This window comes from Streptomyces sp. NBC_01257 (assembly GCF_035917255.1).
Classification (GTDB): Bacteria; Actinomycetota; Actinomycetes; order Streptomycetales; family Streptomycetaceae; genus Streptomyces.
Map to the genome: position 1 here is coordinate 241032 of NZ_CP108472.1, position 22674 is coordinate 263705.

Consider the following 22674-nt stretch of genomic DNA (forward strand, 5'->3'; position numbering starts at 1 on the left):
CTCCGGGGCCGCGGGGGCGGCGGCCGGGGGCATGGCTCCGGGAAGGTGGCCGGAGCGATGCTCAGGCCGAGGACCGGTATCCGTCCGTCCCGGAACGGGACACCGGTGTGCGGGGAGGGGCTGTACGGCCGCCGGCGGCGCGGATCAGGTCACGCGCGGACCGGGAGGGCCGAGGGCCCGGAAGGGGCCACCCCACGGGGGATGCTGTTAGGCGGTATCGAGGTTGGCTGCGGTGCTGCCTTTCGTGGTGCGGGCTCCCCGGGCGGGAGGCTCGCGGGGGTACGTGCCGGGCTGGGGCGCCCCGTCCTGACGGGGCGCCCCGCGCGGCCCGCGGTGGCTCGTGCTGCTCGCGGGGGCCGGTGGGCCGCCCTCGCGCGGTGGTGCGTGGGCCTCAGGAGGCCGAGGCGGCGGGCGGGTCGGCCTGCTGCCCGGGTGATCCCGGCGGCTGCGTCCGCTCGTCCATGTGGAAGAGCCGGTCGCGGATCTTTCGTTCGAACTGCCGCCGGGTCGTGGCGATGTGCTCGGCCATGAGCACGGCGGCGCGTTCCGCCTCGCCGGCGGCGACGGCCTCGGCGATGGCGAGGTGCTGCTCCGCCGCCACGTCCAGCGAACCCGGCGCGTCCCCGTGGAAGAGCAGGACGTCGGACTGGGACGCCAGGCGGCGGATGTTGCCGATGCTCGACCGCAGGAACACGTTGTGCGCGGCCGCACCGACGGCGTCGTGGAAGGCCGCGTCGGCCGCCGCGAAGCCGTAGGCGTCACCGGCACGCGCGGTGCTCGCCGTGGTGGTGGCGCTGTTCCTGATCTCGCGCACCTCCAGCGGGGTGGCGAGCGAGGCCGCGCGACGGGCGGTCTCGGTCTCGATCACCGTGCGGTAGTCGAGCAGCATCAGCACGTGCTCCATGCTGGTCGGCCGGAAGTGCACGGTCTGGTCGCCGTCCACCAGGCCTCCGGCCGACTCGGCCACGAAGATGCCGGCGCCGCGCCGCACGCTCAACCTCCCGATCCCCGCGAGGGTCTTGACGGCCTCGCGCGTCACGTTACGGGAGGCACCGAGGAGTTCGGCGAGCCTCTGCTCGGTCGGGAGCCGGTCCCCGGGGCGGAGCTGCTGCTCGGCGATGTGATTGAGCAGCTGTTCCGCGACCCGTTCGTACCCGGGCCGGTAACGGCCCGGGTCGTGATCCGGTTCGTGGCTCCCGTCCGGCGTCTGCCTCGGCGCTCCCACGGCACTCCCCTCCGGTGGTGATGGATTAATCAGGTTCATCGGCCGCCGCAACTATTGCATCTGCGTTACGTGTTCGGAAGATGTGGCGGAAAGAATCTTTTAGTCACCTGATCAAAACGGATCATAGGCTCATCAAAAGGGCTTTCAATCGGCCGCATTGCGCCAAATGGATCAGACTCTTATGGTACTGGCGTACCGAAGTACGCCGGATGACGCCGCTCGACGCCCGCCGGCCACGCCTGCCGGCGCACTTCCGCCGGCGCATCTCCGGTCCACCCTCCGGCAACGCCTCCGGTCGCCTTCCCCGACGACCGCGCGTCCCCCTCGCTCACAGCCCTCGCTCCTCCCTGCGAAAGGACCGCGATGAAACTCGCACGTATCGGCGCCCCCGGCGCGGAACGGCCGGTGGTCTCCGGCCCGGACGGCACCTGGCGTGAACTGGCGCCCGTGCTGGACGGCGCCGACCTCACCCCGGCGACGCTCGCCACCGCCCTCGCCGTACGCGACCTCGGCTCGCTCCCCGGGGTGACCGGTCCCGTCGAGCGCTTCGGTCCCCCGCTCGTATCCATCGGCAAGATCGTCTGTATCGGCCTCAACTACCGTCAGCACGCGGCCGAGACCGGCGCCGAGGTCCCGGGCGAGCCGATCGTCTTCCTCAAGACCCCGGACACCGTCGTCGGCCCGGACGACGAGGTGCTGATCCCCCGCGCCTCCGTCAAGACGGACTACGAGGTCGAACTCGCCGTCGTCATCGGCCGCGAGGCCCGCTACCTCCCCGACGCGGCGTCGGCCGACGCCTGCATCGCCGGATACGCCATCAGCAACGACGTCTCGGAGCGTGAGTTCCAGCTGGAGCGCGGCGGCCAGTGGGACAAGGGCAAGAACTGCGACACCTTCAACCCGCTCGGCCCCTGGCTCCTCACCGCCGACGAGGTGCCGGACCCGCAGGCCCTCGGCCTGCGCCTGTGGGTCAACGGCGAACTCCGCCAGGACGGCGGAACGCACGACATGATCTTCGGCGTCCACGAGATCGTGCGCTACCTCAGCCACTTCATGACCCTGCGCCCCGGCGACATCATCAACACCGGCACCCCGGCCGGTGTCGCACTCGGCAGCCCCGAAACGCCCTACCTGCACCCCGGTGACGTCATGGAGGTCGAGATCGACGGCCTCGGCCGCCAGCGCCAGACCCTCGGAAAGGCATGAGATGACCACCGCCCCGGACTCCACCGCCACCGTCCCCGCTCCCCTCGCCGGGCTGCGCGCCCTCGTCACCGGCGGCGCCTCCGGCCTCGGCCGCGCGACCGCCCTGCGCCTCACCGCACACGGCGCCCGCGTCGTCGTCCTGGACCGCGCGGGCGAGGCCCCCGAAGGCACGGCCGGACTCGTCCGCGCCGACCTCGCCGACGACACCTCGGTCCGTGCGGCCGTCACCGAGGCGCTCGGCGTGCTCGGCGGCCTCGACATCCTCGTCAACAACGCGGGGATCGGCGCCCAGGGGGCCGTGGAGGACAACGACGACGCCGAATGGCACCGCGTCCTCGACGTCAACGTCGTCGGCCTCGTCCGCGTCACCCGCGCGGTCCTGCCCGCGCTGCGCATCTCCGCGCACGGCGCCGTCGTCAACATCGGCTCCATCGCCGCGACCGCCGGGCTCCCGCAGCGCGCCCTGTACACCGCGAGCAAGGGCGCGATCCTCTCGCTGACCCGCGCGATGGCCGCGGATCTGCTCCCCGAGGGCATCCGCGTCAACGCCGTCAACCCGGGCACGGCCGATACGCCGTGGGTCGGCCGGCTCCTCGCGAGCGCCGACGACCCCGCCGCCGAGCAGGCCGCCCTCGCCGCCCGCCAGCCGCACGGCCGTCTCGTGAGCGCCGACGAGGTCGCCGAGGCGGTCGCCTACCTCGTGTCACCCGCGGCCGCCTCCACGACCGGCACCGCCCTCGCCGTCGACGGCGGCATGGACGGCCTCCGCCTGCGCCAGGAAGGGTGAGCACCGTGCCCGAACGGCCCTCCGCTCCCGCATCCGCCACGGATGCCAGGGGCGCTGCACCCGGGACAGGTGCCCCGACGCCCGGGGACACCGGGTCGGATACGGCCTGCGCCCCGCGTACCGTGCGCCGCTTCGCCTCCGTCATCCGGCTGCGCCCGGAGAGGGAGGCCGAGTACCGCGCCCTGCACGCCGACGCCTGGCCGCAGGTCCTCGCCACCCTCAAGCGCGCCCGGATCGGGAACTACTCGATCTTCCTGCGCGACGGACTCCTCTTCTCCTACCTGGAGTACTACGGCGAGGACTACGACGCCGACCAGGCACTCATCTCGGCCGACCCCGCCACACGCCGCTGGTGGGAACTGACCGACCCCTGTCAGCAGCCGGTGGAGAGCGCCGCGTCCGGCGAGACCTGGGTGCCCGCCGAAGAGGTCTTCCACCTGGACTGAGCCCCGGGGGCACCACTCCCCGGGGCCCCCCGTCCCGCACCACCCGCACACCCCCGTGCCGTACGCGCCCGCACCGCCGTACGGCACGGGCCGGCCCGAAGGACGACCGTGCGCATCGACGCCCACTTCCACCTCTGGGACCTGGACCGGCACGAACACGCCTGGACCCGGGAGAGCCCTGTCCTGCACCGCAGCTACCACCCCGCCGACCTGCGCCCGGCGCTCGCGGCGGCCGGTGTCGACCGCGCCGTCCTCGTACAGACCGTGCCCGAGCCCTGGGAGACACCCGAACTCCTGGCCCTCGCCGAGGAGGAGGAGTTCATCGGCGCAGTCGTCGGCTGGAGCGACCTCACCGACCCCGACCTGCCCGCCGCCCTCGACCGGCTGCGCGGCCGGCCCGGCGGCCGCTTCCTCACCGGGCTGCGCCACAACGTCCAGGACGAACCAGGCACCGCGTGGTTCACCCGCCCCGAGGTACGGCAGGGGCTGCGCGCGCTCGGCGCGGCGGGACTCGCGTACGACCTCCTCGTCCGCCCCGATCAGCTCACGGCGGCCGTCGCGCTCGTCCGCGCGCTGCCCGATGTGCGCTTCGTCCTCGACCACGCGGGCAACCCCGTCATCGGGCCGCGCCCCGCCCCCGGGTGGACCGCAGCGATGACGGCCCTCGGTGAACTCCCCAACGTAGCCGTCAAGTTCTCGGGTCTCCTGACCCGTACCGGGGAGACCGGCCCGGCCACCGCCCTCGCCCCCTACGCGGCGACTCTGCTCGGCGCGCTCGGCCCCCGCCGCGTCCTCTTCGGCTCGGACTGGCCCGTGTGCCGTCTCACCGCCGAGTACGACGAGATCCTCGCCGTCACGGAGGAACTCCTCGCCCCGCTCGCCCCCGCCGACCGGGCCGCCGTGCTCGGCACCAACGCGGCCGCGTGGTACGCGGTACGCGACTGAATCCCGCCCCGGTACGGAGTACGGAGTCCACCATGACCAGCCCTCACCGCACCCTCGGCCGCAGCCAGGTCAGAGTCAGCCCGCTCGGCTTCGGCGCCGCCCCGCTCGGCAATCTCTACTCCCCCCTCGACGAGGAGACCGCCCGCGCCGCCGTGGACACCGCCTGGGACGCGGGCGTCCGCTACTTCGACACGGCCCCGCACTACGGCCTGGGGCTCTCCGAACGCCGCCTCGGTGCGGCCCTGCGGGCCCGCCCGCGAGCGGAGTTCACCGTCTCCACGAAGGTCGGACGCCTCCTCGAACCGCACCCCTCACCGACCGGATCCGACCTCGCCGCCGGCGGCTTCGCCGTCCCCGGCACACTGCGCCGCCGCCCCGACTACAGCCGCGACGGCGTCCTGCGCAGCCTGGAGGCGAGCCTCGAACGCCTCGGCCTCGACCGCATCGACCTCGCCCTCGTCCACGACCCGGACGAACACATGGACACCGCCCTCGCCGAGGCCCTGCCAGCCCTCACCGAACTGCGCGCGCAGGGTGTCGTCGGCGCGATCGGGATCGGCATGAACAGCGTGGAACCGCTGCGCCGCTTCGTCGCCGAGGGCGACCCGGACGTGGTGATGGTCGCCGGGCGCTGGACCCTCCTCGACCGCACCGCCGCCCCGCTCCTCGCGGAGTGTGCCGCGCGCGAGGTCTCCGTCATCGCGGCGGCCCCCTTCAACTCCGGTCTGCTGAGCACCGATCACCCCGGAGCGGGCGGGCGCTACGACTACGGCACGGTGCCCGCCGCCGTCCTGGACCGGGCCCGGTCCCTCGCCACCCGGTGCGCGGAACACGGTGTCCCCCTCCCCCGCGCCGCCCTCTGCTTCCCTCTGCGCGAGCCGGTCGTCGCCTGCGTCCTCGCCGGCTTCCGCACCCCGGCGGAGGTCTCCTCGGCAGCCACCCACCTCACGCACGGGGTCCCGGAGCACTTGTGGGCCGAACTGAACGCGACGGACTGACGGTCCTCCGCACTCCGCTCCCCGACACGGGCGGGCCGCGGTGGCCACGTGGGACGGATGGCGTGGCTGGGCACTCCTCGGAACGGGCGTCGATTATGGTGACAAAGTGTCAGATGTACAGAGAGCTGAACCCTCGCAGCGGCCCACGGCCGAGGAGCGCCATGCCACATGGCTGGAGCTCTTCTTCGATCTGATCGTCGTGACCGGCACGGCGCAGCTGGCGCACGTGCTGCACGGTGAGCCGTCCCTGGCCGACGTCGGGTTGTTCACGCTCCTCTATCTGGCGTTCTGGACGATCTGGATGTGCTTCACGGTCTACGGGAACGTCGCCGGTGACCGGGCGCGCACCCGGACCATGCTGCTGGGCATGCTCGGTATGGCCGTCCTGGCCGCGTCCGTGGCGGGCGTACATGAGGGCGAGCACCTGCGGGCGTTCGCCGTCACCTACGTGGTGCTGCGCTTCGTGGCGAGCGGGGCTTGGCGGCGGCGCGGCCAGATGCTGGTGGACTGGCCCGTCGCGCAGTTCAGCGCGGGCGTGACGCCGTGGATCGTGTCCATCTGGGTGGACGGCCGGGCGCGTTACTGGCTCTGGGGCGCGGGTCTGGCCATCGACCTGTGGGCCACGCTCAGCTTCTCCGCCCACAAGCTCCAGGAGAATGCCGAGGCCCGCCGCGCCGCGGTCGAGCGGCGTGCCGAGAAGCGCGGCGGCATCAGTGAACGCGACAGCCAACGGCTCGACTTCACGCTGGCCCACGTCGATCCGGTCCATCTCGGTGAGCGGCTGGGCCTGTTCACCATCATCGTGCTCGGCGAGGGTGTCGCCCAGCTGGTGACGGTGGGCTCGGAGGCGGACTGGGATCACACCCTGCGGTCGATCGGAATCGCCGGATTCCTGCTGCTGGTGTCCATCTGGTGGCTGTCGCTCGTGTGCGGCTACGGCGGCGTGCCGAACCTGCGCGAGTCCGCCCTTCCACCGCGCCTGGTGCTCCTGCTCCACTGCGTCACCAACGGCGCGCTCACCGCCCTGGCCGCCGGCCTCGGCGCGTCGATGGAACACCTCCACGGCGAGCTGACGGAGAACGTGCGCTGGGTACTGTGCGGGAGCTTCGCCACCTACTTGGTGATCAGTCTGGTGGGTGCGGTGGTGTCGCGGCGGGCGGCGAAGGTTCCGGTCGGCTGGGGCGGACTGCTCGGCCACGTGCTTCCGCCCCTCGCCCTGTCGCTGACGCTCGGAGCCTTCGGGGGCAGGTTGCCCGCGGTCGCAGTGGTGTGGCTGCTGGTCGCCGGGGTGGGCTGGAGCCTGCTGGGGCATGTGGCGCGACGACGTACCTGATCACTGCCGCTGGTTTCAGGCGGCCCACCTCGCCGCGCAGCGCCCGGCGTACCACGGAGCCGATGTTTCCTGCTGCCCCGGTGATGGCCACCGTTCCCAGCCCTGCACACCTCCGCCGTTCGACCTCGGCGACAATCCTCTCACCACCAGCCACGGCACCCGCCGCACGGGAAATAAGGGGGAAGCGATGACATTGCATTCCGATGTGGCCGAGTTGCTCGCAGGGGCCGGCATCCTCGACGTGAACGTCGACGATGCCGTCGCGGACGAGCATGTGCGATCGTCGGCGTACCGGCGCGTCGTGCTGGTCACCACTTCCTCGCGCAGCCGCGACCGCGATCGCGCGATCGTGTCCACGATCCTGCGCGATCCCCTCGAAATGGTGTCCAAGTCGGCCGTGGTCGCCCTGGTGGACGGGGTCGCGACGAAGGTGACCGGCCCTGCCGAGTTCCGGCAGTGGGCGGCCGGACTGCTGCCGGAGATCGCCGCGCTCAAGACGGAGGGGTACCGCGAGTTCATCCGGCGTCGCGTCCACGACTGGCTGTTCCTGCTGTCCGTCGAGGACGGCCATGTGCCGACACCGGTCGAGCTGTCGGAGGTCACGGACTGGATGCAGCGCGTCCTGGCCGAGGGTTCGACATCGCCCGCGGTGCTCGCCCTGCTCGCCGAGTCGGGCAGCAGGAAGAAGATCCGGAACATCGCGATGAACCGAGCCGGGAGCCGCGAGCTGAGATCGCGATGAGTCGGCGGTGGCCATGGGCCGGTGCGCGGGCTGCCTCACTCACGAGAGGGGCGGGCGTCATGTCCGAAGCCGATTCCGGCCTCGGGCCGCTTCGGCCCGGGGCTCAGCTGACGTCCCCGTCGTGCCGGGGCTTCGGAGCCCCTGGTGGCACGAAGCAGGCGGTGACGGTCTTTCCCGACGCCTGCGGATGCGTGGCCCAGCCGTCGGCGAGGGCATCGACGATGGCGAGTCCCCGTCCTCCCGTCGTCGTGAGGTCCTCCGCCCGCTTGGCAGGGGGAACGGGGTCCGAGTCGTGGACGCTGACGTGCAGACAGTGACTGTCCCAGGTGAGGACCAGCTGGGCATCGCTGTGCGCGTGCACGTGTGCGTTGGTGATCAGCTCCGAGACGCTGAGCAGAATGTCGTCCACTGTGTCGGGGGCCTTCTCGGTCCACTCCAGGGACATCAGGTGCCCTTGCGTCCAGCGGCGGCCGGCCCGCACTCCTTCCGACACCGGAAACGATTGTGCCCATCCCACCGCGCGCAGCGACGTGTCCTTCACCATCTTCCCTCCCTGGCTCTGTTCCCCTCACGCCTACCCCGGGCCTCCAAGAACACCCGGGGCTCCGGCCACACAGGCGGGCGGGCGAGCGGTGCGGGTTCCGGCGCAGTGAGTACGGTCAAGCGACCGCCCGATCCGAAGTCGCTTTGAATGAAGGCCACTTCGAGGATGTCAGCGGAGAGGGCGCCCAGCCGGACCAGGATTGCGGTGACAATTCTCCCGATCGCGCTCCGCCATAGGATAGTTGGCCTATCTTACTCCTCGTGAATCCTCTGACCTCCGAAGACCCGGCCCGGCTGGGCCCGTACCGTCTGATCGCCCGGCTGGGCGAGGGCGGCATGGGCCTGGTCTATCTGGGCCGGTCCGAAGCCGGACGCACCGTGGCCGTCAAGGTCGTGCAGGCCGAGTACGCGGGGAACCAGGAGTTCCGCAGGCGATTCGCCCGTGAAGTGGCGGCCGCGCGCCGGGTGGGCGGCCGCTGGACCGCGGAGGTGCTCGACGCGGATCCCGACGCCGCGGTCCCCTGGGTGGCGACCCAGTACATCCCGGGCCCCGACCTGAGCACCGTGGTCTCCAAGGACTTCGGCCCCTTGCCCGAGCACTCGGTCCGCACTCTCGCCAACCGCCTCGCCCTCGCTCTGCAGGCGGTGCACGAGGCGGGTCTGATCCACCGTGACCTCAAGCCGTCCAACGTCCTGGTCACCGTCGACGGGCCCCGGGTCATCGACTTCGGCATCGCACGGGCCATGGACAGCCTCGCCGGGGACAGCCTGCACACGCGCACGGGCATGTTGATCGGTTCCCCGGGCTTCATGTCGCCGGAACAGGTCCGCGGCCTCGACCTCACCCCGGCCAGCGACATCTTCTGCCTGGGGGCGGTCCTCGTCCACGCGGCCACCGGGCGTCTGCTCTTCGGCGCTGCCGACACCGGCCTGCCCGCCCATCTGTTCCGGATCGCCGAGGACGAGCCCGACCTCACCGGCGTGCCGGCGAGCCTGGCCGATCTCGTACGCGCGTGCCTGGAGAAGGACCCCGCGAAGAGGCCCACCCCCCAGGAGGTGGCCGCGCGCACCGCTCAGGACTCGGCGGCGGAATGGCTGCCGGGCGCGGTCCTCGCGCAACTCGGTCGCCACGCGGCCCAACTGCTGGACTACGCACCCGAACTGCCCGTCGACGACCCCGAGGTGCGCCCGGACCTTCTGGTCAAGGCCGCGCTGCCCCCGCCGCCCGCCTACGCTCCGACGGCCCCGTCGCAGCACGCCTCGCCACCGGGATTCGGGCCGCCGCCCCCGGGCACCTGGCCCACCCACCCCTCCCCCGCCCTTCGGGACGAGGCGCCGCCGCATCCCCTGCGCTGGTGGGGGCTGGCGGTGATCGCCCTGGTGCAACTGATGGTGCTGTTCGACGCGACGGCCTTCAACATGGCCTCGCCGGCCGTCCAGGCCGACCTGGGGATGCGCGGCGACGGCCTGACCTCGTTGTTCACCGCGTACACGGTGTCCTTCGGCGGCCTGCTGCTGATCGGTGGGCATCTCGCGGATCGCGCAGGCCCCAGACGTGTGTTGGTCATCGGCCTCGTCGGATGCGTGCTGGCGTCCGCGATCGCCGGCGTAGCCGGCGGTTCCGGGCAGCTGCTCCTGGCCCGCTTCCTCCAGGGCGCCTCCGCCGCGCTGCTCACACCGGCCGCGCTGTCCCTGGTGAGCACCGGATTCGCCGGATCCAGGGAACGCGGCAGAGCGATCGGGATCTACGCCGCCGTCGCCGGTGGCGGCTCGGCACTGGGACTTCTCACCGCCGGTTGGCTCGCGGACGCGCTCTCGTGGCGCGTCACGTTCTACGCCGGCGCCGGCCTCGCCGTCGTCGCGTTGATCGGTGCGGCGACCCTGGTGCATGAGCGTCCGGGGCGGACGGACGCCCGACCGGACACCGCCGGGATGCTGCTCGGCACCGGTGGGCTCATCGCCCTCTCCTACGGCCTCACCCAGGCCGATCCGCGCGGCTGGAGCGACCCGCTGGTCCTGGCCCTGCTGACGGTGGGCACGGTCCTCCTCGCGGCCTTCCTGCTGCGGCAGACGGTCCGGACGGCCCCGTTCCCTCAGGAATCCGGCGCCTCGGGGCTCGACCGCCTCGGCGCGTTTCTGGCCGTGCTGCTGGCCGGATTCGGAATCATGACCTCGTTCGCGGTCGTGGAGTTCTTTCTGCGGAGCGTCCGCGGCGACTCCCCTCTCACGGCCGGTGTGGCCTTTCTGCCCATGGCCGCCGCGGTCGCCATCGCTTCCACGCAGGTGTCCGCCCGCTTGCTGCTCCGCGTGGCGCCCCGCGGCCTGATCGTGAGCGGGCTGGCGATCACGGCCCTCGGCATGGTGCTCCTGACCCGTCTCGAACCGGACGGCGCCTACGTCACCCAGGTGCTGCCCGCCCTGCTCCTCACCGGTTTCGGCACCGGTCTCGCCCTGCCGCCGGTCTTCGCCACCGCGACCGCGGGCCCCGGGCTCTCCGGTGAGCGTTCCGCCGCCGTCACGGCGGGCCAGCAACTGGGCCTGACGCTCGGCAACGCGCTGCTCAGCGCCGTTCTCGTCGCCGAACTGCGTCATATGTCGGCGCCCGACGACCTGACGAGTGTGTTGTTCGGGGCCTACTCCACCGCCCTCTGGTGGGCGGTCGGCGGCATGGCCCTCGCCTGTCTCGCCACCGGTCTGCTGATCACCTCCAAGGCACCCACGGAGCGTCCCCCGGGCCGGTGAGCGGCCGGGGGCGCAGTCGTCCGGCTCGGCGCACGTGGCGCGCGAGCCCGTGGGGCGGCGTCTCTCCGTGGGGCGGGCCCTTGTTGATGATCTGCTGCATCCAGGCGGTGTTCCAGGACACGCGGGCGTCGAACGTCACTCTCGGCGCAATGGCCAGTAGCAGGGGGTAGCGTTCGACGCCACGTCGCCGGACCTCACCCAGGAGAGCACGCAATGCTCGGTACCGACTTCCGCACCGGATCGCCCAACTGGCTGGACCTCGGCAGCCCCGACGTTCCCGCGGCCGCCGCCTTCTACGGAGCCGTACTCGGCTGGCAGTTCGTCTCGGCCGGACCGGAGGCAGGCGGCTACGGATTCTTCCAGCGCGAGGGCCGTACTGTCGCCGCGATCGGTCAGCTGACCGAGGAGGGCGCCGACTCCGCGTGGATGCTGCACTTCCACACCCCCGACGTGCAGGCCACCGCCGCCGCCGTGCGCGACGGCGGGGGCAGCGTGCGGATGGAGCCGATGGACGTGATGGGCGAGGGCCGGCTTGCCCAGTTCACCGATCCGCAGGGTGCCGAGTTCGCCTGCTGGCAGCCCGGCCGCACGGCCGGGTTCGATGTGGCATCGGCCGAGAACACGCTGATCTGGGCCGAGCTGCACGTGCCCGATCCGGTGGCCGCCATCGGCTTCTACGCGGGCGTCTTCGGCTGGCGCTCGGCGGAGATGCAGGCGCCGGGCATGACCTACCGGGTGCTGAGCATCGCCGACGGCGACCAGGAGGACGGCTCCTTCGGCGGGGCGGCCCCGCTTGCGGGCGACGGCGAGAAGGCCCGCTGGGTGCCGTACTTCCACGTCCTCGACGCGGACGCGACCACCGCAGCGGTCACGGCGAACGGCGGCTCCGTGCTGATGCCCGCGGCCGACGTGCCCGAGGTCGGCCGGATCGCCTGGGTCGCGGACCCGGCGGGCGCCGTGTTCGCGCTGCTCACCCCGGACCCCCGGATGGGCTGACCGGCAGCCGGGACCCGGCCCACCGGGGACGTCAACCGTTGGGCCGGGTTCCTGCGGAGCCTTCGCGGCGCCGGCACACATCGCCAGAGGTAATGCGGCGGCGGGGCATGCTCCGTCGGCTGTGTGCCCTCGGCACCGGCCCGTCCGGGACCGGAGCGGTCAGTCCTTCTCCAGGATCGTCTTCAGTTCCGACATCATCATGGTCCAGCCGCCGCTGACGCCCTCGAGCATCTTGGAGTCGGCCGAGGTGAAGCCGTCGTGGGTGATGGTCAGCTTGACGCCCACCTCCGCCACCTCGGCGGGCTCGATGTCGAAGGCGACCGTCGAGCGTTCCTTGACCGCCTCGGCGAACTCCGCATCGCTCATGCCGAACATCTCCTGATGCATCGGCTGCAGCGTGTGCCAGGTGTAGGCGAGCCGCTTGCCGGGTTCCGCTGCGGTGACGACCTGGCCGAGGTCCTGCGGTTCGCCGCCTTCCTCGACCGGCCACAGCACCTTCGAACCGACCTTCCAGTCGGAGGAGGGTGCCCAGCCTCCGTGGTACTGCTTCAGGAACTCCGGGCTGGTGAGCCCCTCCCAGAGCTTCTCGGGCGTGGTGTGGACGTAGATCGTGTAAACGAACTCGGGCTTGCTCATCGCCGTTCCTTCCAGGGCCTGCTTCAAGTTGCTGAGCGCGGCCATCCGGCCCCGCTCGTACTGGCCGATCCAGCGGTCGGCCAGATCGTGGATCGGCACGGGATTGAGGTAGTGCAGCCGCTCCCGGCCACGCCGTACCGTCGTGATCAGGCCCGCGCCCTCCAGCACCGCCAAGTGCTTGGACACCGCCTGCCTGGTCATGCCCAGCCCCGCACCCAGTTCGACCAGGTTCTGCCCGGCCCGCTCGTTCAGCCGGTCCAGCAGCCGCCTCCGGCTCGCATCCGCGAGCGCCTTGAACACCTCGTCCATGCCACTCGACCCCCTGATCCCCCTCACCTACAAATTGGCAACTATTTGGTTGCCTGTCAAGCCGCCGGACGGCTGTGTCGGCCCACACCGGCTGCGTCCGGGCTGCGGCTGTACAGGGCGATGAGTTCCCGTCGCCCCGGCAGTCCTACGTGGCAGAACCCGGGATCACGGAACCCGGGATCCGTGCCGCTGTGATCGACGAAGGAGAAGCCGTGACGGTCGACGTCTGGTCGATGGTTCATACAGAGCGTGCGGCCCTGATCGAGGACCTCGCGCACCTCGACGACGAGCAGTGGGCCACACCGTCGCTCTGTGACGGGTGGACGGTGCACGACGTGGTCGCCCACTTGGTGGACACGGCCCTGACCACGCGCCTGGGATTCGTCGTGGGCCTGGCCCGGGCACGGTTCGACTTCGACCGTCAGAACTCCCTGGGAGTGGCGCGCCGGCGCGGGGCCACGCCGCAGGAGACCCTGGAGCGGCTCCGTCGGGCGGCTCCGCGCAAGTCCACGCCGCCGGCCCCCCTCGACAGCCGCCTGGTGGAGGAGGTCGTCCACGGTGAGGACATCCGCCGCCCCTTGGGGCTCAGCCGCACCTACCCGCCGGAAGCCGTGGCCCGATCGCTCCGTCTGCAGACCCGTACCCCGGTGTCATTCGGCGGGGCCAAGGAACTCGTGGCCCGCGTCCGGCTCACGGCGACCGACGACGACCTGACGCTCGGCACAGGGCCGGCGGTGACCGGCCCCGCACTCACCCTGCTCCTCGCCGTTTCCGGGCGCCGATCGGTCCTGGGCGAACTCGAAGGGCCCGGCGTCCGCACACTCGCGACGGTGGGCTGACACCGCCAGGCCGCCAGGCAGACCGGCGACTGTCGCAGGCGCCGGCTGCCGAGGAGGCCACCTGGCGTCCCTGTCCGGCCGGCTCGGGTCCTCCCAGCCCTCACAGCCCGGCGCGAAGGGCGCTCACCCGTGCGGCGGCGGCGTCGAAAGCGGTGCCGTCGAGCCGGCCGGACGTCAGGGCCTCGCTCAGCGCGGTCACCGCCTCGTCGCCCTGGGAGACGCTGCGGGAGGAGCAGAGGACGAGGTCCATGCCCGCGGCAGCGGCCAGGACGGCACGTTGCGACGTACTGCCGAAGGGCTGGAGGGCGCCGGCCTCCAGAGCGTCGGTGATCGTGACTCCGGTGTAGCCGAGCCGGTTGCGCAGCTCACCGACGACGGTCGGGGAGAGGCCGGCGGGCCGGCTGGAGTCCAGGGCGGTGTAGACGGCCCAGGACAGCATGACGAGCTTGGTTCCGGCCGCGATGGCATCCCGGTACGGCGCCTCGTCCACGCTGCGGAGGGTCGCCGCGGAGGTGGTGAGGGTGACGGATCGGAGATCCGTGTTCTGGCTCGCGGATGCGGGGCCGAGGCCGGGGAAGTGCTTGGCGGTGGCGGCGACACCCGCACTCTGCTGGGCGGTGATGAAGGCCGATCCGCAACTGGCCACGGCTGCGGCGGACTTGCTGTAGGACCGCTCGTACTGGTCCGTGAAGTCGCCGTCCGCGCGATAGACGTCGAGGACCGGCGCGAGGTTGACGTTCATGCCGACGCCCGCCAGGTTCATGCCCGCGCCGCTGCCGGTGAAGTCGGCCCACTGGTGCGGGTCGGCCGAGGCGCCGACGTCCTTGGCGGACATGACGGGCTCACCGGGCAGGCGGCGGATGGCGCCGCCTTCCTGGTCGGTCATCAGGAGCAGCGGCTGTTTCACGGGCGAAGAGGCGTGCGCCGCGTTCATCGACTGGATGACGCTCTCGATCTGGCTCAGGTTGTCGATGTTCTCCCCGAAGAAGATCACGCCGGCGGTGCGGCCTTCCTTGATGGCGCTCATCAGGGAGGCGGGTGGCGTGAGTCCGGGGTAGGAGTGGATGACGCACTGCGCGGCGCGCTGCTGGGGCGACAGGGCGGCGGCGCGGAGGCGGGCGTTCTCGGGCATCCGCACGGCCGCTTCCGAACCGGTGGCCAGTCCCAGCCCGCCGGCCAGGGCCGCGGCTCCGGCGACCAGGGCACCGCGCCTGCTGAGGGGTGGTGTCGCACTCATGGCTTGCTCCTTCACGAACGGTCGTGGGACCGGGCCGGATCCCGGCAGGGAACGCGTGGGCCGGAGCGACCGGGTCCGGCCGCTCCGGCCCACGCCCTCGCACGGATGCCACGGCCCGGAGGGTCACCGCGGTCCGGCACCGGCACCCGAGGTCACGGGGTGTTGTTGGCCAGAGCCAGCAGGCGGGAGCGGTCACCACTGAAGCGGTCGCGGTCGACGTTGCCCGAGACGCCGCTCACCGCGCCGGTGGAGCTGTACTGCCAGACCGTCCAGAACGGGAAGCCCGCCGGAATGCTGGGGCTGCCGGCCGTGGTCCAGTGCGCCACCCACAGGGGGCTGAGGGCGGACATGCCGTTCCAGCCCCCGGTGCAGGAGTTCCACCAGCTCGGGCTGGTGTAGATGACCACGTCACGTCCCGTGCGGGCCTTGTACGTGTTGTAGAAGTCGAGGACCCACTGCCGCATGGCCGCCTGGGAGTAGCCGTAGCAGCTGCCCTCGATGTCGAGTACGCCGGGGAGCGTGAGGTTGTCGCGGGACCAGGCGCCACCGTTGCTCGCGAAGAAGTCGGCCTGCGCCGCGCCACCAGAGACATCCGGCCGTGCGAAGTGGTACGCGCCGCGGATCACACCGGCGTTGTAGGCGTTCAGGTAGTTGGCACTGAACGTCGGGTCCTTGTACGTCAGGCCCTCGGTCGCCTTCATCCAGGCGAACTCGATGCCCGCGCCACGGACCGAGCTCCAGTTGATGCCCCCCTGCCAGCTGGAGACGTCGACGCCCTCGGGGTTCGCCTTGAGGCCGGCGTCCGTCCCGGCGTCGAGGTGCAGTGGGCGGGTGTCCGGTTTGAAGTCCTCGCTGTCCTGGACGTAACCGACGCCCATGTAGCCCTTGCCGTACGGCACGGGGCTGTCCGGCAAGGGCGCCGATGACGCAGTGCCGGACATCAGGGCGAACAACAGCGTGGCGCTCGTACCGACGACACCAACCGCGGTGAGTCTCTTCTGGACGGACTGGAGGGAGATGCTCCGGGTCGACAAGACGGCCTCCTGCTTGTGGGGGGAGATGCGGTTCCGCGACGGTCTACGCGCGTCCAGTTGTCGCGAACACGACACAGTGAGCCACAGGAACGCATGCGCGGTAAATAGTTTTCTCGTTTCGTTAGTGGTCTATACCAGCTTCCGTCCGGATGAGCTGTACGAACGGCCGACGCCCGGCAGAAATTTTCAAACGGCGGGTACACCGTCGCGCTCCGCCGGGCAGACCTTCCGGGGGTGCATGACCGCGGTGTCGCCTGGATTCGGCGGACGGAACGTGTTCGGGTGGGGTGGTGAGGTCCGGCCCGTTCATCTCGCACACGACGAGTCGGGGCGACGCGCTCCGCGCACTCGGCGATTCCGTTCAGGAGCGCCTCAGATGTGGTTCAACAGGCTGACGCGAAGGCGGGAGCATTCGCCTTCGCCATGCACAGATCCGTGCCGGAGGAAGAGGAACATGACGGACATGACCACTCGGCATCGCCGGACTCCGGACGTCGTCGTCGTAGGAGCGGGCCTCGCCGGGCTGGCCTGCGCCCTGGATCTGTGCGGCTCCGGGCAGCAGGTGGCACTTCTCGAGGCGTCCGACGGCGTGGGCGGCCGCATGCGCACGGACCGGGCGGACGGGTTTCTGCTGGACCGCGGGTTCCAGGTGTTCAACACCGCCTATCCACAGGTGAAGCGGCGTCTGGCGTTGCGGAGCCTGCGGTTGCGGCCGTTCACTCCGGGCATCATCGTGCACACGCCGACCGGCCCCGTCTCTCTCGCCGACCCGACTCGGCGGCCGGAGAAGGCCGGAACCCTGCTGCCCGGCAAGGTTCTGACGGGCCGGGACCTGGCCGCGATGGCGGCGCTCGCCGCGCGTGACTCCCTGCTGCCTGCCGCATGCGTCAAAGGGCGGCCGGACCGTTCCACCGCTGACGCCCTGTCCCGCGCAGGGCTCTCGGCCAAGGCGGTCGACGAAGTCCTGCGGCCGTTCCTGTCCGGTGTGTTCCTGGAGGACCGGCTGGAGACCTCCGCCCGCTTCTTCCACATGGTGCTGCGGAGCATGGTCCGGGGAACCCTCTGCCTGCCCGCCGACGGCATCGGCGCAGTCCCCGCCCAGCTGGCCGCCGGTCTGCCCGACGGTGTCCTCCGGCTGGAGACACCGGTCGCCGGGGTCACCGCGTCGGGGGTGCTTCTGGCGGACGGCCGTGAGCTGCCGGCCGGATCCGTGGTGGTGGCGACGGAGGCCGCCGCGGCGGCCCGGCTGCTGCCCGGCCTGCCCGTGCCGGAGGGCCGCACGGTGACCACGTACTACCACGCGGTCGCGAGCTCGCCCCTGGCCGAGCCGACCTTGGTGGTGGACGGCGCCGGAACCGTACTGAACACCTGCGTGCTCACCGAGGTCGCACCCACCTACGCCCCGCCCGGAACCGCGCTCGTCTCCAGCTCGGTCCTGGGCGCCGACCGGCCCGGCGCGGGCGAGGCCGTGCTTCGACGGCTGGCCGACCTCTACGGCACCGATACCGGCCGCTGGCAGCAGATCGCCGTCCACACGGTCGAGAGGGCCCTGCCCGCGATGAACCCACCCTGGCCGCTGAGCCGTACGACACGCTTCTCACCGGGCAGGTACGTCTGCGGGGACCATCGGGCGACCGGCTCCGTACAAGGCGCGTTGGCATCGGGAGCACGGGCCGCCCGCGAAGTACTGGGCGATCTCGCGCACGGTTGACGTGAGGCGGTCCCCACCGGCTCAACGGCCTTACCAAGCGGCTTGTCGGAGAAGTGGACGAGGAACGGCGGCAGGGCGCTTCGGCGTCGCGCCCTGCCGCCGTCACCGGCCCATGGGAGCGGCCGGTCCCGGCACCGGCGCCCTCCGCGCCGTTGCCGGTGTCGAGCGGGTCACTCAGCTGGGGAGGACCCATTTCTGGTTGGCGCCCGTGCCGCACGTCCACAGGTGCAGCCTGGTGCGGTCGGCGGAGGAGACGCCCTCTGCGTCGAGGCACTTCCCGGACTGCGGGTTCCGCAAGGTTCCGTCGGCGCCCGCGGTCCACTTCTGTGCGCCGGAACCGTTGCACCCGTAGAGCTGGATCTTGGTGCCGTTCGCCGAACCACCTCCGCTGACGTCCATGCACTTGCCCAGCGCCCGCAGCGTGCTGTCCGTACCGACCGTCCACTTCTGCGCGGCCGACTGATTGCACGTGTACAGCTGGATCTGCGTGCCGTCCGCCGACGCGGCCGCGGCCACATCGACGCACTTCCCGCCGATGCCCGTGATGGCTCCCTCCCTGGGGCCGGACGCGGCGCCGAGTTCCTTGATCCGGACGTTCCGGAAGGAGACGTCGTCCCCGTCCCCGTGGTTCTGCAGGCCGATGTGGCCCTGCTGGAGGCTGCGGGCGGGGTCGGTGTTGGTGAAGTCGTTGATGCGGCGGCCGTTGAGGAAGAGCTGGAGGCGCTCGCCCTCGACCCGGATCTCGTAGGTGTTCCACTCCCCCGGCGGGTTCAGGGCCGCGTCGCGGGAGGCGAGGTCGGCGGACTTGAAGCCGTAGACGGAGCCGGTGGTGCGGTCGGGGGTGTCGGTGGCGTCGATCTGGATCTCGTAGCCGTTGTTGACGGCCGACCAGGGGTCGTCGGAGGCGGGGAAGCCCACGAAGACACCGGAGTTGTCGTCGCCCGCCTGGCGCCAGTCGAGTTTCAGGGAGTACGACGTGTACTCCTTGGCCTGGTACCAGAGGAGCCCGAGGCCGCCGCCGGAGGTCAGGGTGGCGTCGGATTCGGTGAACGCGCCCGGGCCCGCCTGCTTCCAGCCGGCGGTGCCCGCGGTCCCGTAGAGGGTGGTGTAGCCGGTCTCCGGACGGCAGTCGGCCTCGGTCAGTTCGGCCGCCCAGCGGATGCCGCCGAGCAGATGGCGGCGGAAGGCCGGGTCGGTGTACGACTCCTCGGTGTGACCGCCGCCGGTGTAGAAGGCGCGCCCGCCGGCGTAGTCCTTGCACCAGGCGATGGGGTGGTCGCCGCTCATGCTGCCGCCGCTGTAGCTGGACTCGTCGAGCGAGGCGAGGACATGGGCCGACGTACGCGGGTTGGTGCGGTAGTTGTACCACTCGTCGGTACGCTGCCAGGTCGGGCCGAGGTGGGCCGTGGCGTCGTGGGCGCGGTCCTCCACCTTGACCGTGGCGGGCTGGATCGCCGGGTGGGACTGGAACAGTGCGCCGGCCAGGCCCGCGTACCAGGTCCAGTCGTACTCCGTGTCGGCCGCCGCGTGCACGCCGACGTAGCCGCCGCCCGCCGCCATGTAGCCCTCGAATGCCGTCTGCTGGGTGGCGTCGAGGACGTCGCCGGTGGTGGACAGGAAGACGACGGCCTCGTATCCGGCGAGATTGGCCGGAGTGAAGGCCGCGGCGTCCTCGGTCGCGGTGACGGAGAAGTTGTTGGCCGCGCCCAGCTCGCGCAGGGCGGTGATGCCTTCGTCGATGGAGGAGTGGCGGAATCCGGCGGTCTTGGAGAAGACCAGCACGTCGTAGGCGGGATCCGCGGCGGCGGCCTTCGCCGGGGCTGATGCCGGGAGTTCGGTGGAGGCGGGTTCGGGGGTGGCGGTCGCCACAGCCGTGGGCAGCGCCGCGGCGCCGAGCAGGCCGCAGGCGGCCCAGCAGGCGAGGCGGCCGAGAGGCCGGACCGGTCGTCGTCTCATGGCAGGATCCACTTCTGGTTGGCGCCGGTGCCGCAGGTCCACAGGTGGAGCCTGGTGCGGTCCGCGGAGGACACGCCCTCCGCGTCCAGGCACTTGCCGGACGCCGGGTTCTTCAGCGTCCCGTCGGCCTGCGGGGTCCACTTCTGGGCCCCGGAGCCGTTGCACCCGTAGAGCTGGACCTTGGTGCCGTTGGCCGTGCCGGCCCCGCTGATGTCCATGCACTTGCCGAGCGCGCGAAGGGTGTCGTCGGTGCCGACGGTCCACTTCTGGGCGGCCGTCTGATTGCACGTGTACAGCTGGATCTGTGTCCCGTCGGCCGTCGCACCGGCGGCCACGTCGACGCACTTGCCGCCGATGCCGTTGATGGCGCCCTCCCGCGGACCGGTGACGCCCGAGGTGGTGACGGCGAACTCGTCCACGTCGAAGAGGGCTCCGCTGCCGCCCTTGAAGACGAGGTGCAGCGTCGTGGTGCCGGCCGGGCGGTTGGCCAGGTTCGTGGAGACGTCCTGGAACGTCTCCCAGCTTCCCGTGACGGGAACGGCCACGGACCCGAGCAGGGTGCCGGTGGGCGAGCCCGCGCGCACTTCGAGCGTGCCGCCCGCCCCGGCGGAGGAGACGCGGGCGGTCAGCTTCATCGCGTTGTCGAGCGCGTACGGCTTGAAGGAGATCCAGTCGCCGTTCTCGATGTTGCCCACGGTCTTGCCTCCGTGGGCCGCGGTGTGGCTGACGACCGTCACCCCGGCGGAGCCTCCGTAGTGCTCGGCCTGGCGGTGGCTGGGCTGGCTGATGTGCTCGTCGTGGCTGGTCAGGGCGGGCTGCCCGTTCGCGCCCTTGTCGGTGTACTCGGCGTCCCAGACGCCGAAGATGTTGGCGTTGGGATCGTGCTCGCCGTCGGCGATGGTCAGTACGGTGCCGGAGCAGCCGTTCGCCGAGGTCTGCGGGTGGCCGTGGCTGTCGTGGCCGATGATGAAGGTGACCTTGACCTTCGAGCAGTCGATGGTGCCGTCCTCGGGGTCGGTGACGGTCACCTTGAACGGCACCGCGGCGCCCGGGTCGATGATCCGGCCGTCGAGGGGCAGTTCCAGTTTCACGGTGGGTGCGGTGTTGCCCACGGTCACGGTGACGGATGCGGTCGCGGTCCGGCCTGTGCCGTCGGAGACGGTCAGCTCCGCGGTGTACTGACCGTTGGCGGTGTAGGTGTGCGCGGGGCTGGCCGCGGTAGAGGTGCCGCCGTCACCGAACTTCCAGGCGTAGGACAGCGGGTCGCCGTCGGGGTCGGAGGTTCCCGCCGATGAGAACTGCACGGCGAGCGGGGACTTGCCGGAGGTGCGGTCGGCCGAGGCCTGGGCGAGCGGGGACCGTCCGCCGGTGACGTTCTCGATGCGGTAGACCGCGCTGTTCTCGTCCCCGTTGAAGTAGCCGGTGCCGTAGTCGAGGACGTACAACGCACCGTCGGGGCCGAAGGCCATGTCCATGACCTGGGTGCCCTGCCAGGGGAAGGCGTTGATGGACTGCACGGTGCCGTCGCCGGTCTGTTCGATGCGCTTGATCCACTTGCGGCCGAATTCGCCTGCGAAGAAGTCCCCGTCGAAGCTCTCGGGGAACTTGACGTCGGAGGTCGAGGCCGCGTCGTAGTGGTAGACCGGGCCGCCCATGGGTGACTCGGAACCGCTGCCGAACTCCGGGACCGAGCCTCCGTCGTAGGGGATCCAGGCGGGCTGGACCGGGGGGAGGTCGGTCAGGCCGGTGTTGTTCGGCGAGGTGTTCTTGGGGGCCGAGCAGGAGAAGGCGGCGCCAGACGTCGAGGTGGCGAAGTTGTAGTCGACGTAGGCGTCGTTCTTGCCGGTGCAGTAGGGCCAGCCGAAGTTGCCGGCCTTGGTGATCCGGTTGAACTCGACCTGCCCGGCGGGCCCGCGGGTGGCGCTCGCGGTGCCGGCGTCGGGGCCGTAGTCGCCCAGGTAGACCGTGCCGGTGGGCTTGTCGACGGTCATCCGGAAGGGGTTGCGGAAGCCCATGGCGTAGATCTCGGGTCGGGTCTTGGCGGTGCCGGGGGCGAAGAGGTTGCCCGCGGGGACGGAGTAGCCGCCGTCGGCGTTGACCTTGATCCGGAGGACCTTGCCGCGCAGGTCGTTGGTGTTGCCGGCCGAGCGCTGTGCGTCGTACGCCGGGTTGCGGGTGGGCCGCTCGTCGATCGGGGTGTAGCCATCGGAGGCGAAGGGATTGCTGTCGTCCCCGGTGGAGAGGTACAGGTTGCCCTGGGCGTCGAAGTCGATGTCGCCCCCGACGTGGCAGCACAGCCCACGGCTCGCGGGGACGTCCAGGACCTTCTTCTCACTGGCGGTGTCCAGGGTGCCGTCCGCCTTCAGGACGAACCGGGAGAGCCGGTTGACGCCGTCGAAGGGGGCGAAGTCGGCGGCCGAGCCGTCCGCGGGGGCGTCCCCGGAGGGAGTGGTGAGCTTCGGGGCGTAGTAGAGGTAGACGAAGCGGTTCGTGGTGAAGGCGGGGTCGACGCCGACGCCCTGGAGGCCTTCCTCGTCGTGCGAGTAGACGTCCAGTTTCCCGGCGACCTTGGTGGTGCCGGCCGCGTCGGTGAGGCGCAGGGTCCCGTCCCGCGACGTGTGCAGGACGGACCGGTCGGGCAGGACGGTGAGCGTCATCGGCTCGCCGGTCTCGGCCACCCCCTTGGCGAGGGTGACCTGCTGGAACTCGGGTTCTGCGGCGGCCGCTTCGGCCTGGTTCTGCTGGACGGTGAGGGCGCCCGCGGCAGCGAGCAGGGTACTGGCGAGCGCCGCGAGTGGCCGGGTGAGTCTCCTGTGCACGCGCATCCTCCGTAAGGCAACGGGGCTGGGGGGTCTCGCACAGGCGCGCGCCGTCGCGCCGGGGACACGGGCGCCCTGGGAGGGAGTCGGGCGAACGCGTCCTTGTTATCCGGTACAGAGCAGGAAGGTAATGGCTTTTTCATCAGTCAGAAACCCCTTTGACACGCCAG

The 22674-nt window shown here is 71.4% G+C and carries 18 protein-coding genes; 11 read left to right on the forward strand and 7 right to left on the reverse strand.

Going from position 1 to position 22674, the window contains the following annotated elements:
* Nucleotides 1–391 precede the first annotated feature (391 nt).
* Nucleotides 392–1225, reverse strand: coding sequence for a FadR/GntR family transcriptional regulator (locus tag OG408_RS01140; RefSeq protein ID WP_285567679.1), 834 nt, complete (start codon nucleotides 1223–1225; stop codon nucleotides 392–394).
* Nucleotides 1226–1588: 363 nt separating this feature from the next.
* Here OG408_RS01140 and OG408_RS01145 point away from each other — a divergent pair, with 363 nt between their 5' ends.
* The 7 genes from OG408_RS01145 (at nucleotide 1589) to OG408_RS01175 (ending at nucleotide 7682) form a co-directional block, all read left to right on the forward strand.
* A complete protein-coding gene (locus tag OG408_RS01145) occupies nucleotides 1589–2431 on the forward strand; it encodes a fumarylacetoacetate hydrolase family protein (RefSeq protein WP_326667520.1) in 843 nt (280 codons plus the stop codon).
* Nucleotide 2432: 1 nt separating this feature from the next.
* Nucleotides 2433–3218 (forward strand): SDR family NAD(P)-dependent oxidoreductase, encoded by a 786-nt coding sequence (locus tag OG408_RS01150; RefSeq protein WP_326667522.1) that lies wholly within the window; start codon nucleotides 2433–2435, stop codon nucleotides 3216–3218.
* A 122-nt stretch (nucleotides 3219–3340) separates the two neighbouring features.
* Nucleotides 3341–3664 carry an L-rhamnose mutarotase gene (locus OG408_RS01155; RefSeq protein ID WP_326667524.1) on the forward strand — a complete coding sequence of 108 codons (324 nt, stop codon included), beginning with the start codon at nucleotides 3341–3343 and terminating at the stop codon, nucleotides 3662–3664.
* A 108-nt stretch (nucleotides 3665–3772) separates the two neighbouring features.
* Nucleotides 3773–4609, forward strand: a complete 837-nt coding sequence (locus tag OG408_RS01160; RefSeq protein ID WP_326667526.1) for an amidohydrolase family protein — start codon at nucleotides 3773–3775, stop codon at nucleotides 4607–4609.
* A 32-nt stretch (nucleotides 4610–4641) separates the two neighbouring features.
* Nucleotides 4642–5607 (forward strand): aldo/keto reductase, encoded by a 966-nt coding sequence (locus OG408_RS01165; RefSeq protein ID WP_285567670.1) that lies wholly within the window; start codon nucleotides 4642–4644, stop codon nucleotides 5605–5607.
* Between the two features lie 106 nt (nucleotides 5608–5713).
* A complete protein-coding gene (locus tag OG408_RS01170; protein ID WP_326667529.1) occupies nucleotides 5714–6940 on the forward strand; it encodes a low temperature requirement protein A in 1227 nt (408 codons plus the stop codon).
* A gap of 187 nt (nucleotides 6941–7127) precedes the next feature.
* Nucleotides 7128–7682 carry a hypothetical protein gene (locus OG408_RS01175; protein WP_326667531.1) on the forward strand — a complete coding sequence of 185 codons (555 nt, stop codon included), beginning with the start codon at nucleotides 7128–7130 and terminating at the stop codon, nucleotides 7680–7682.
* A 103-nt stretch (nucleotides 7683–7785) separates the two neighbouring features.
* Here OG408_RS01175 and OG408_RS01180 read toward each other — a convergent pair whose 3' ends face one another.
* Entirely contained in the window at nucleotides 7786–8226 is a 441-nt protein-coding gene (locus OG408_RS01180) for an ATP-binding protein (protein ID WP_285567664.1), read from the reverse strand.
* Between the two features lie 260 nt (nucleotides 8227–8486).
* Here OG408_RS01180 and OG408_RS01185 point away from each other — a divergent pair, with 260 nt between their 5' ends.
* Both OG408_RS01185 and OG408_RS01190 read left to right on the forward strand, forming a co-directional pair.
* On the forward strand, nucleotides 8487–10967 hold the full coding sequence (locus OG408_RS01185) for an MDR family MFS transporter (RefSeq protein WP_326667534.1): 2481 nt from the start codon (nucleotides 8487–8489) through the stop codon (nucleotides 10965–10967).
* A gap of 213 nt (nucleotides 10968–11180) precedes the next feature.
* Nucleotides 11181–11963, forward strand: coding sequence for a VOC family protein (locus OG408_RS01190; RefSeq protein ID WP_285567662.1), 783 nt, complete (start codon nucleotides 11181–11183; stop codon nucleotides 11961–11963).
* A gap of 159 nt (nucleotides 11964–12122) precedes the next feature.
* Here the strand turns inward: OG408_RS01190 and OG408_RS01195 are convergent, their stop codons facing one another.
* On the reverse strand, nucleotides 12123–12908 hold the full coding sequence (locus OG408_RS01195; RefSeq protein ID WP_326667536.1) for an ArsR/SmtB family transcription factor: 786 nt from the start codon (nucleotides 12906–12908) through the stop codon (nucleotides 12123–12125).
* A 233-nt stretch (nucleotides 12909–13141) separates the two neighbouring features.
* Here OG408_RS01195 and OG408_RS01200 point away from each other — a divergent pair, with 233 nt between their 5' ends.
* Nucleotides 13142–13747 (forward strand): maleylpyruvate isomerase family mycothiol-dependent enzyme, encoded by a 606-nt coding sequence (locus OG408_RS01200; protein WP_326674444.1) that lies wholly within the window; start codon nucleotides 13142–13144, stop codon nucleotides 13745–13747.
* Between the two features lie 100 nt (nucleotides 13748–13847).
* On the opposite strand, the gene OG408_RS01205 is transcribed toward OG408_RS01200, so the two are convergent.
* Both OG408_RS01205 and OG408_RS01210 read right to left on the reverse strand, forming a co-directional pair.
* Nucleotides 13848–14984, reverse strand: coding sequence for a glycoside hydrolase family 3 N-terminal domain-containing protein (locus tag OG408_RS01205; protein ID WP_326667537.1), 1137 nt, complete (start codon nucleotides 14982–14984; stop codon nucleotides 13848–13850).
* Between the two features lie 152 nt (nucleotides 14985–15136).
* A complete protein-coding gene (locus OG408_RS01210; protein WP_442806117.1) occupies nucleotides 15137–15925 on the reverse strand; it encodes a GH25 family lysozyme in 789 nt (262 codons plus the stop codon).
* Nucleotides 15926–16481: 556 nt separating this feature from the next.
* Here OG408_RS01210 and OG408_RS01215 point away from each other — a divergent pair.
* A complete protein-coding gene (locus OG408_RS01215) occupies nucleotides 16482–17729 on the forward strand; it encodes an NAD(P)/FAD-dependent oxidoreductase (RefSeq protein WP_285567654.1) in 1248 nt (415 codons plus the stop codon).
* Between the two features lie 174 nt (nucleotides 17730–17903).
* Here the strand turns inward: OG408_RS01215 and OG408_RS01220 are convergent, their stop codons facing one another.
* Nucleotides 17904–19685 (reverse strand): ThuA domain-containing protein, encoded by a 1782-nt coding sequence (locus OG408_RS01220; protein ID WP_326667540.1) that lies wholly within the window; start codon nucleotides 19683–19685, stop codon nucleotides 17904–17906.
* Nucleotides 19682–22504, reverse strand: a complete 2823-nt coding sequence (locus OG408_RS01225; protein WP_326667542.1) for a PQQ-dependent sugar dehydrogenase — start codon at nucleotides 22502–22504, stop codon at nucleotides 19682–19684. Before OG408_RS01225 ends, OG408_RS01220 begins: the two co-directional genes overlap by 4 nt.
* Nucleotides 22505–22674 lie beyond the last annotated feature (170 nt).

Excerpts from the sequence above, each read along its gene's own strand:
- OG408_RS01145 (WP_326667520.1), top strand. The coding sequence starts at position 1,589 with ATGAAACTCGCACGTATCGGCGCCCCCGGCGCGGAACGGCCGGTGGTC.
- OG408_RS01150 (WP_326667522.1), top strand. The coding sequence starts at position 2,433 with ATGACCACCGCCCCGGACTCCACCGCCACCGTCCCCGCTCCCCTCGCC.
- OG408_RS01165 (WP_285567670.1), top strand. The coding sequence starts at position 4,642 with ATGACCAGCCCTCACCGCACCCTCGGCCGCAGCCAGGTCAGAGTCAGC.
- OG408_RS01175 (WP_326667531.1), top strand. The coding sequence starts at position 7,128 with ATGACATTGCATTCCGATGTGGCCGAGTTGCTCGCAGGGGCCGGCATC.
- OG408_RS01180 (WP_285567664.1), bottom strand. The coding sequence starts at position 8,226 with ATGGTGAAGGACACGTCGCTGCGCGCGGTGGGATGGGCACAATCGTTT.
- OG408_RS01190 (WP_285567662.1), top strand. The coding sequence starts at position 11,181 with ATGCTCGGTACCGACTTCCGCACCGGATCGCCCAACTGGCTGGACCTC.
- OG408_RS01195 (WP_326667536.1), bottom strand. The coding sequence starts at position 12,908 with ATGGACGAGGTGTTCAAGGCGCTCGCGGATGCGAGCCGGAGGCGGCTG.
- OG408_RS01200 (WP_326674444.1), top strand. The coding sequence starts at position 13,142 with ATGGTTCATACAGAGCGTGCGGCCCTGATCGAGGACCTCGCGCACCTC.
- OG408_RS01205 (WP_326667537.1), bottom strand. The coding sequence starts at position 14,984 with ATGAGTGCGACACCACCCCTCAGCAGGCGCGGTGCCCTGGTCGCCGGA.
- OG408_RS01210 (WP_442806117.1), bottom strand. The coding sequence starts at position 15,925 with ATGTCCGGCACTGCGTCATCGGCGCCCTTGCCGGACAGCCCCGTGCCG.
- OG408_RS01215 (WP_285567654.1), top strand. The coding sequence starts at position 16,482 with ATGACCACTCGGCATCGCCGGACTCCGGACGTCGTCGTCGTAGGAGCG.
- OG408_RS01220 (WP_326667540.1), bottom strand. The coding sequence starts at position 19,685 with ATGAGACGACGACCGGTCCGGCCTCTCGGCCGCCTCGCCTGCTGGGCC.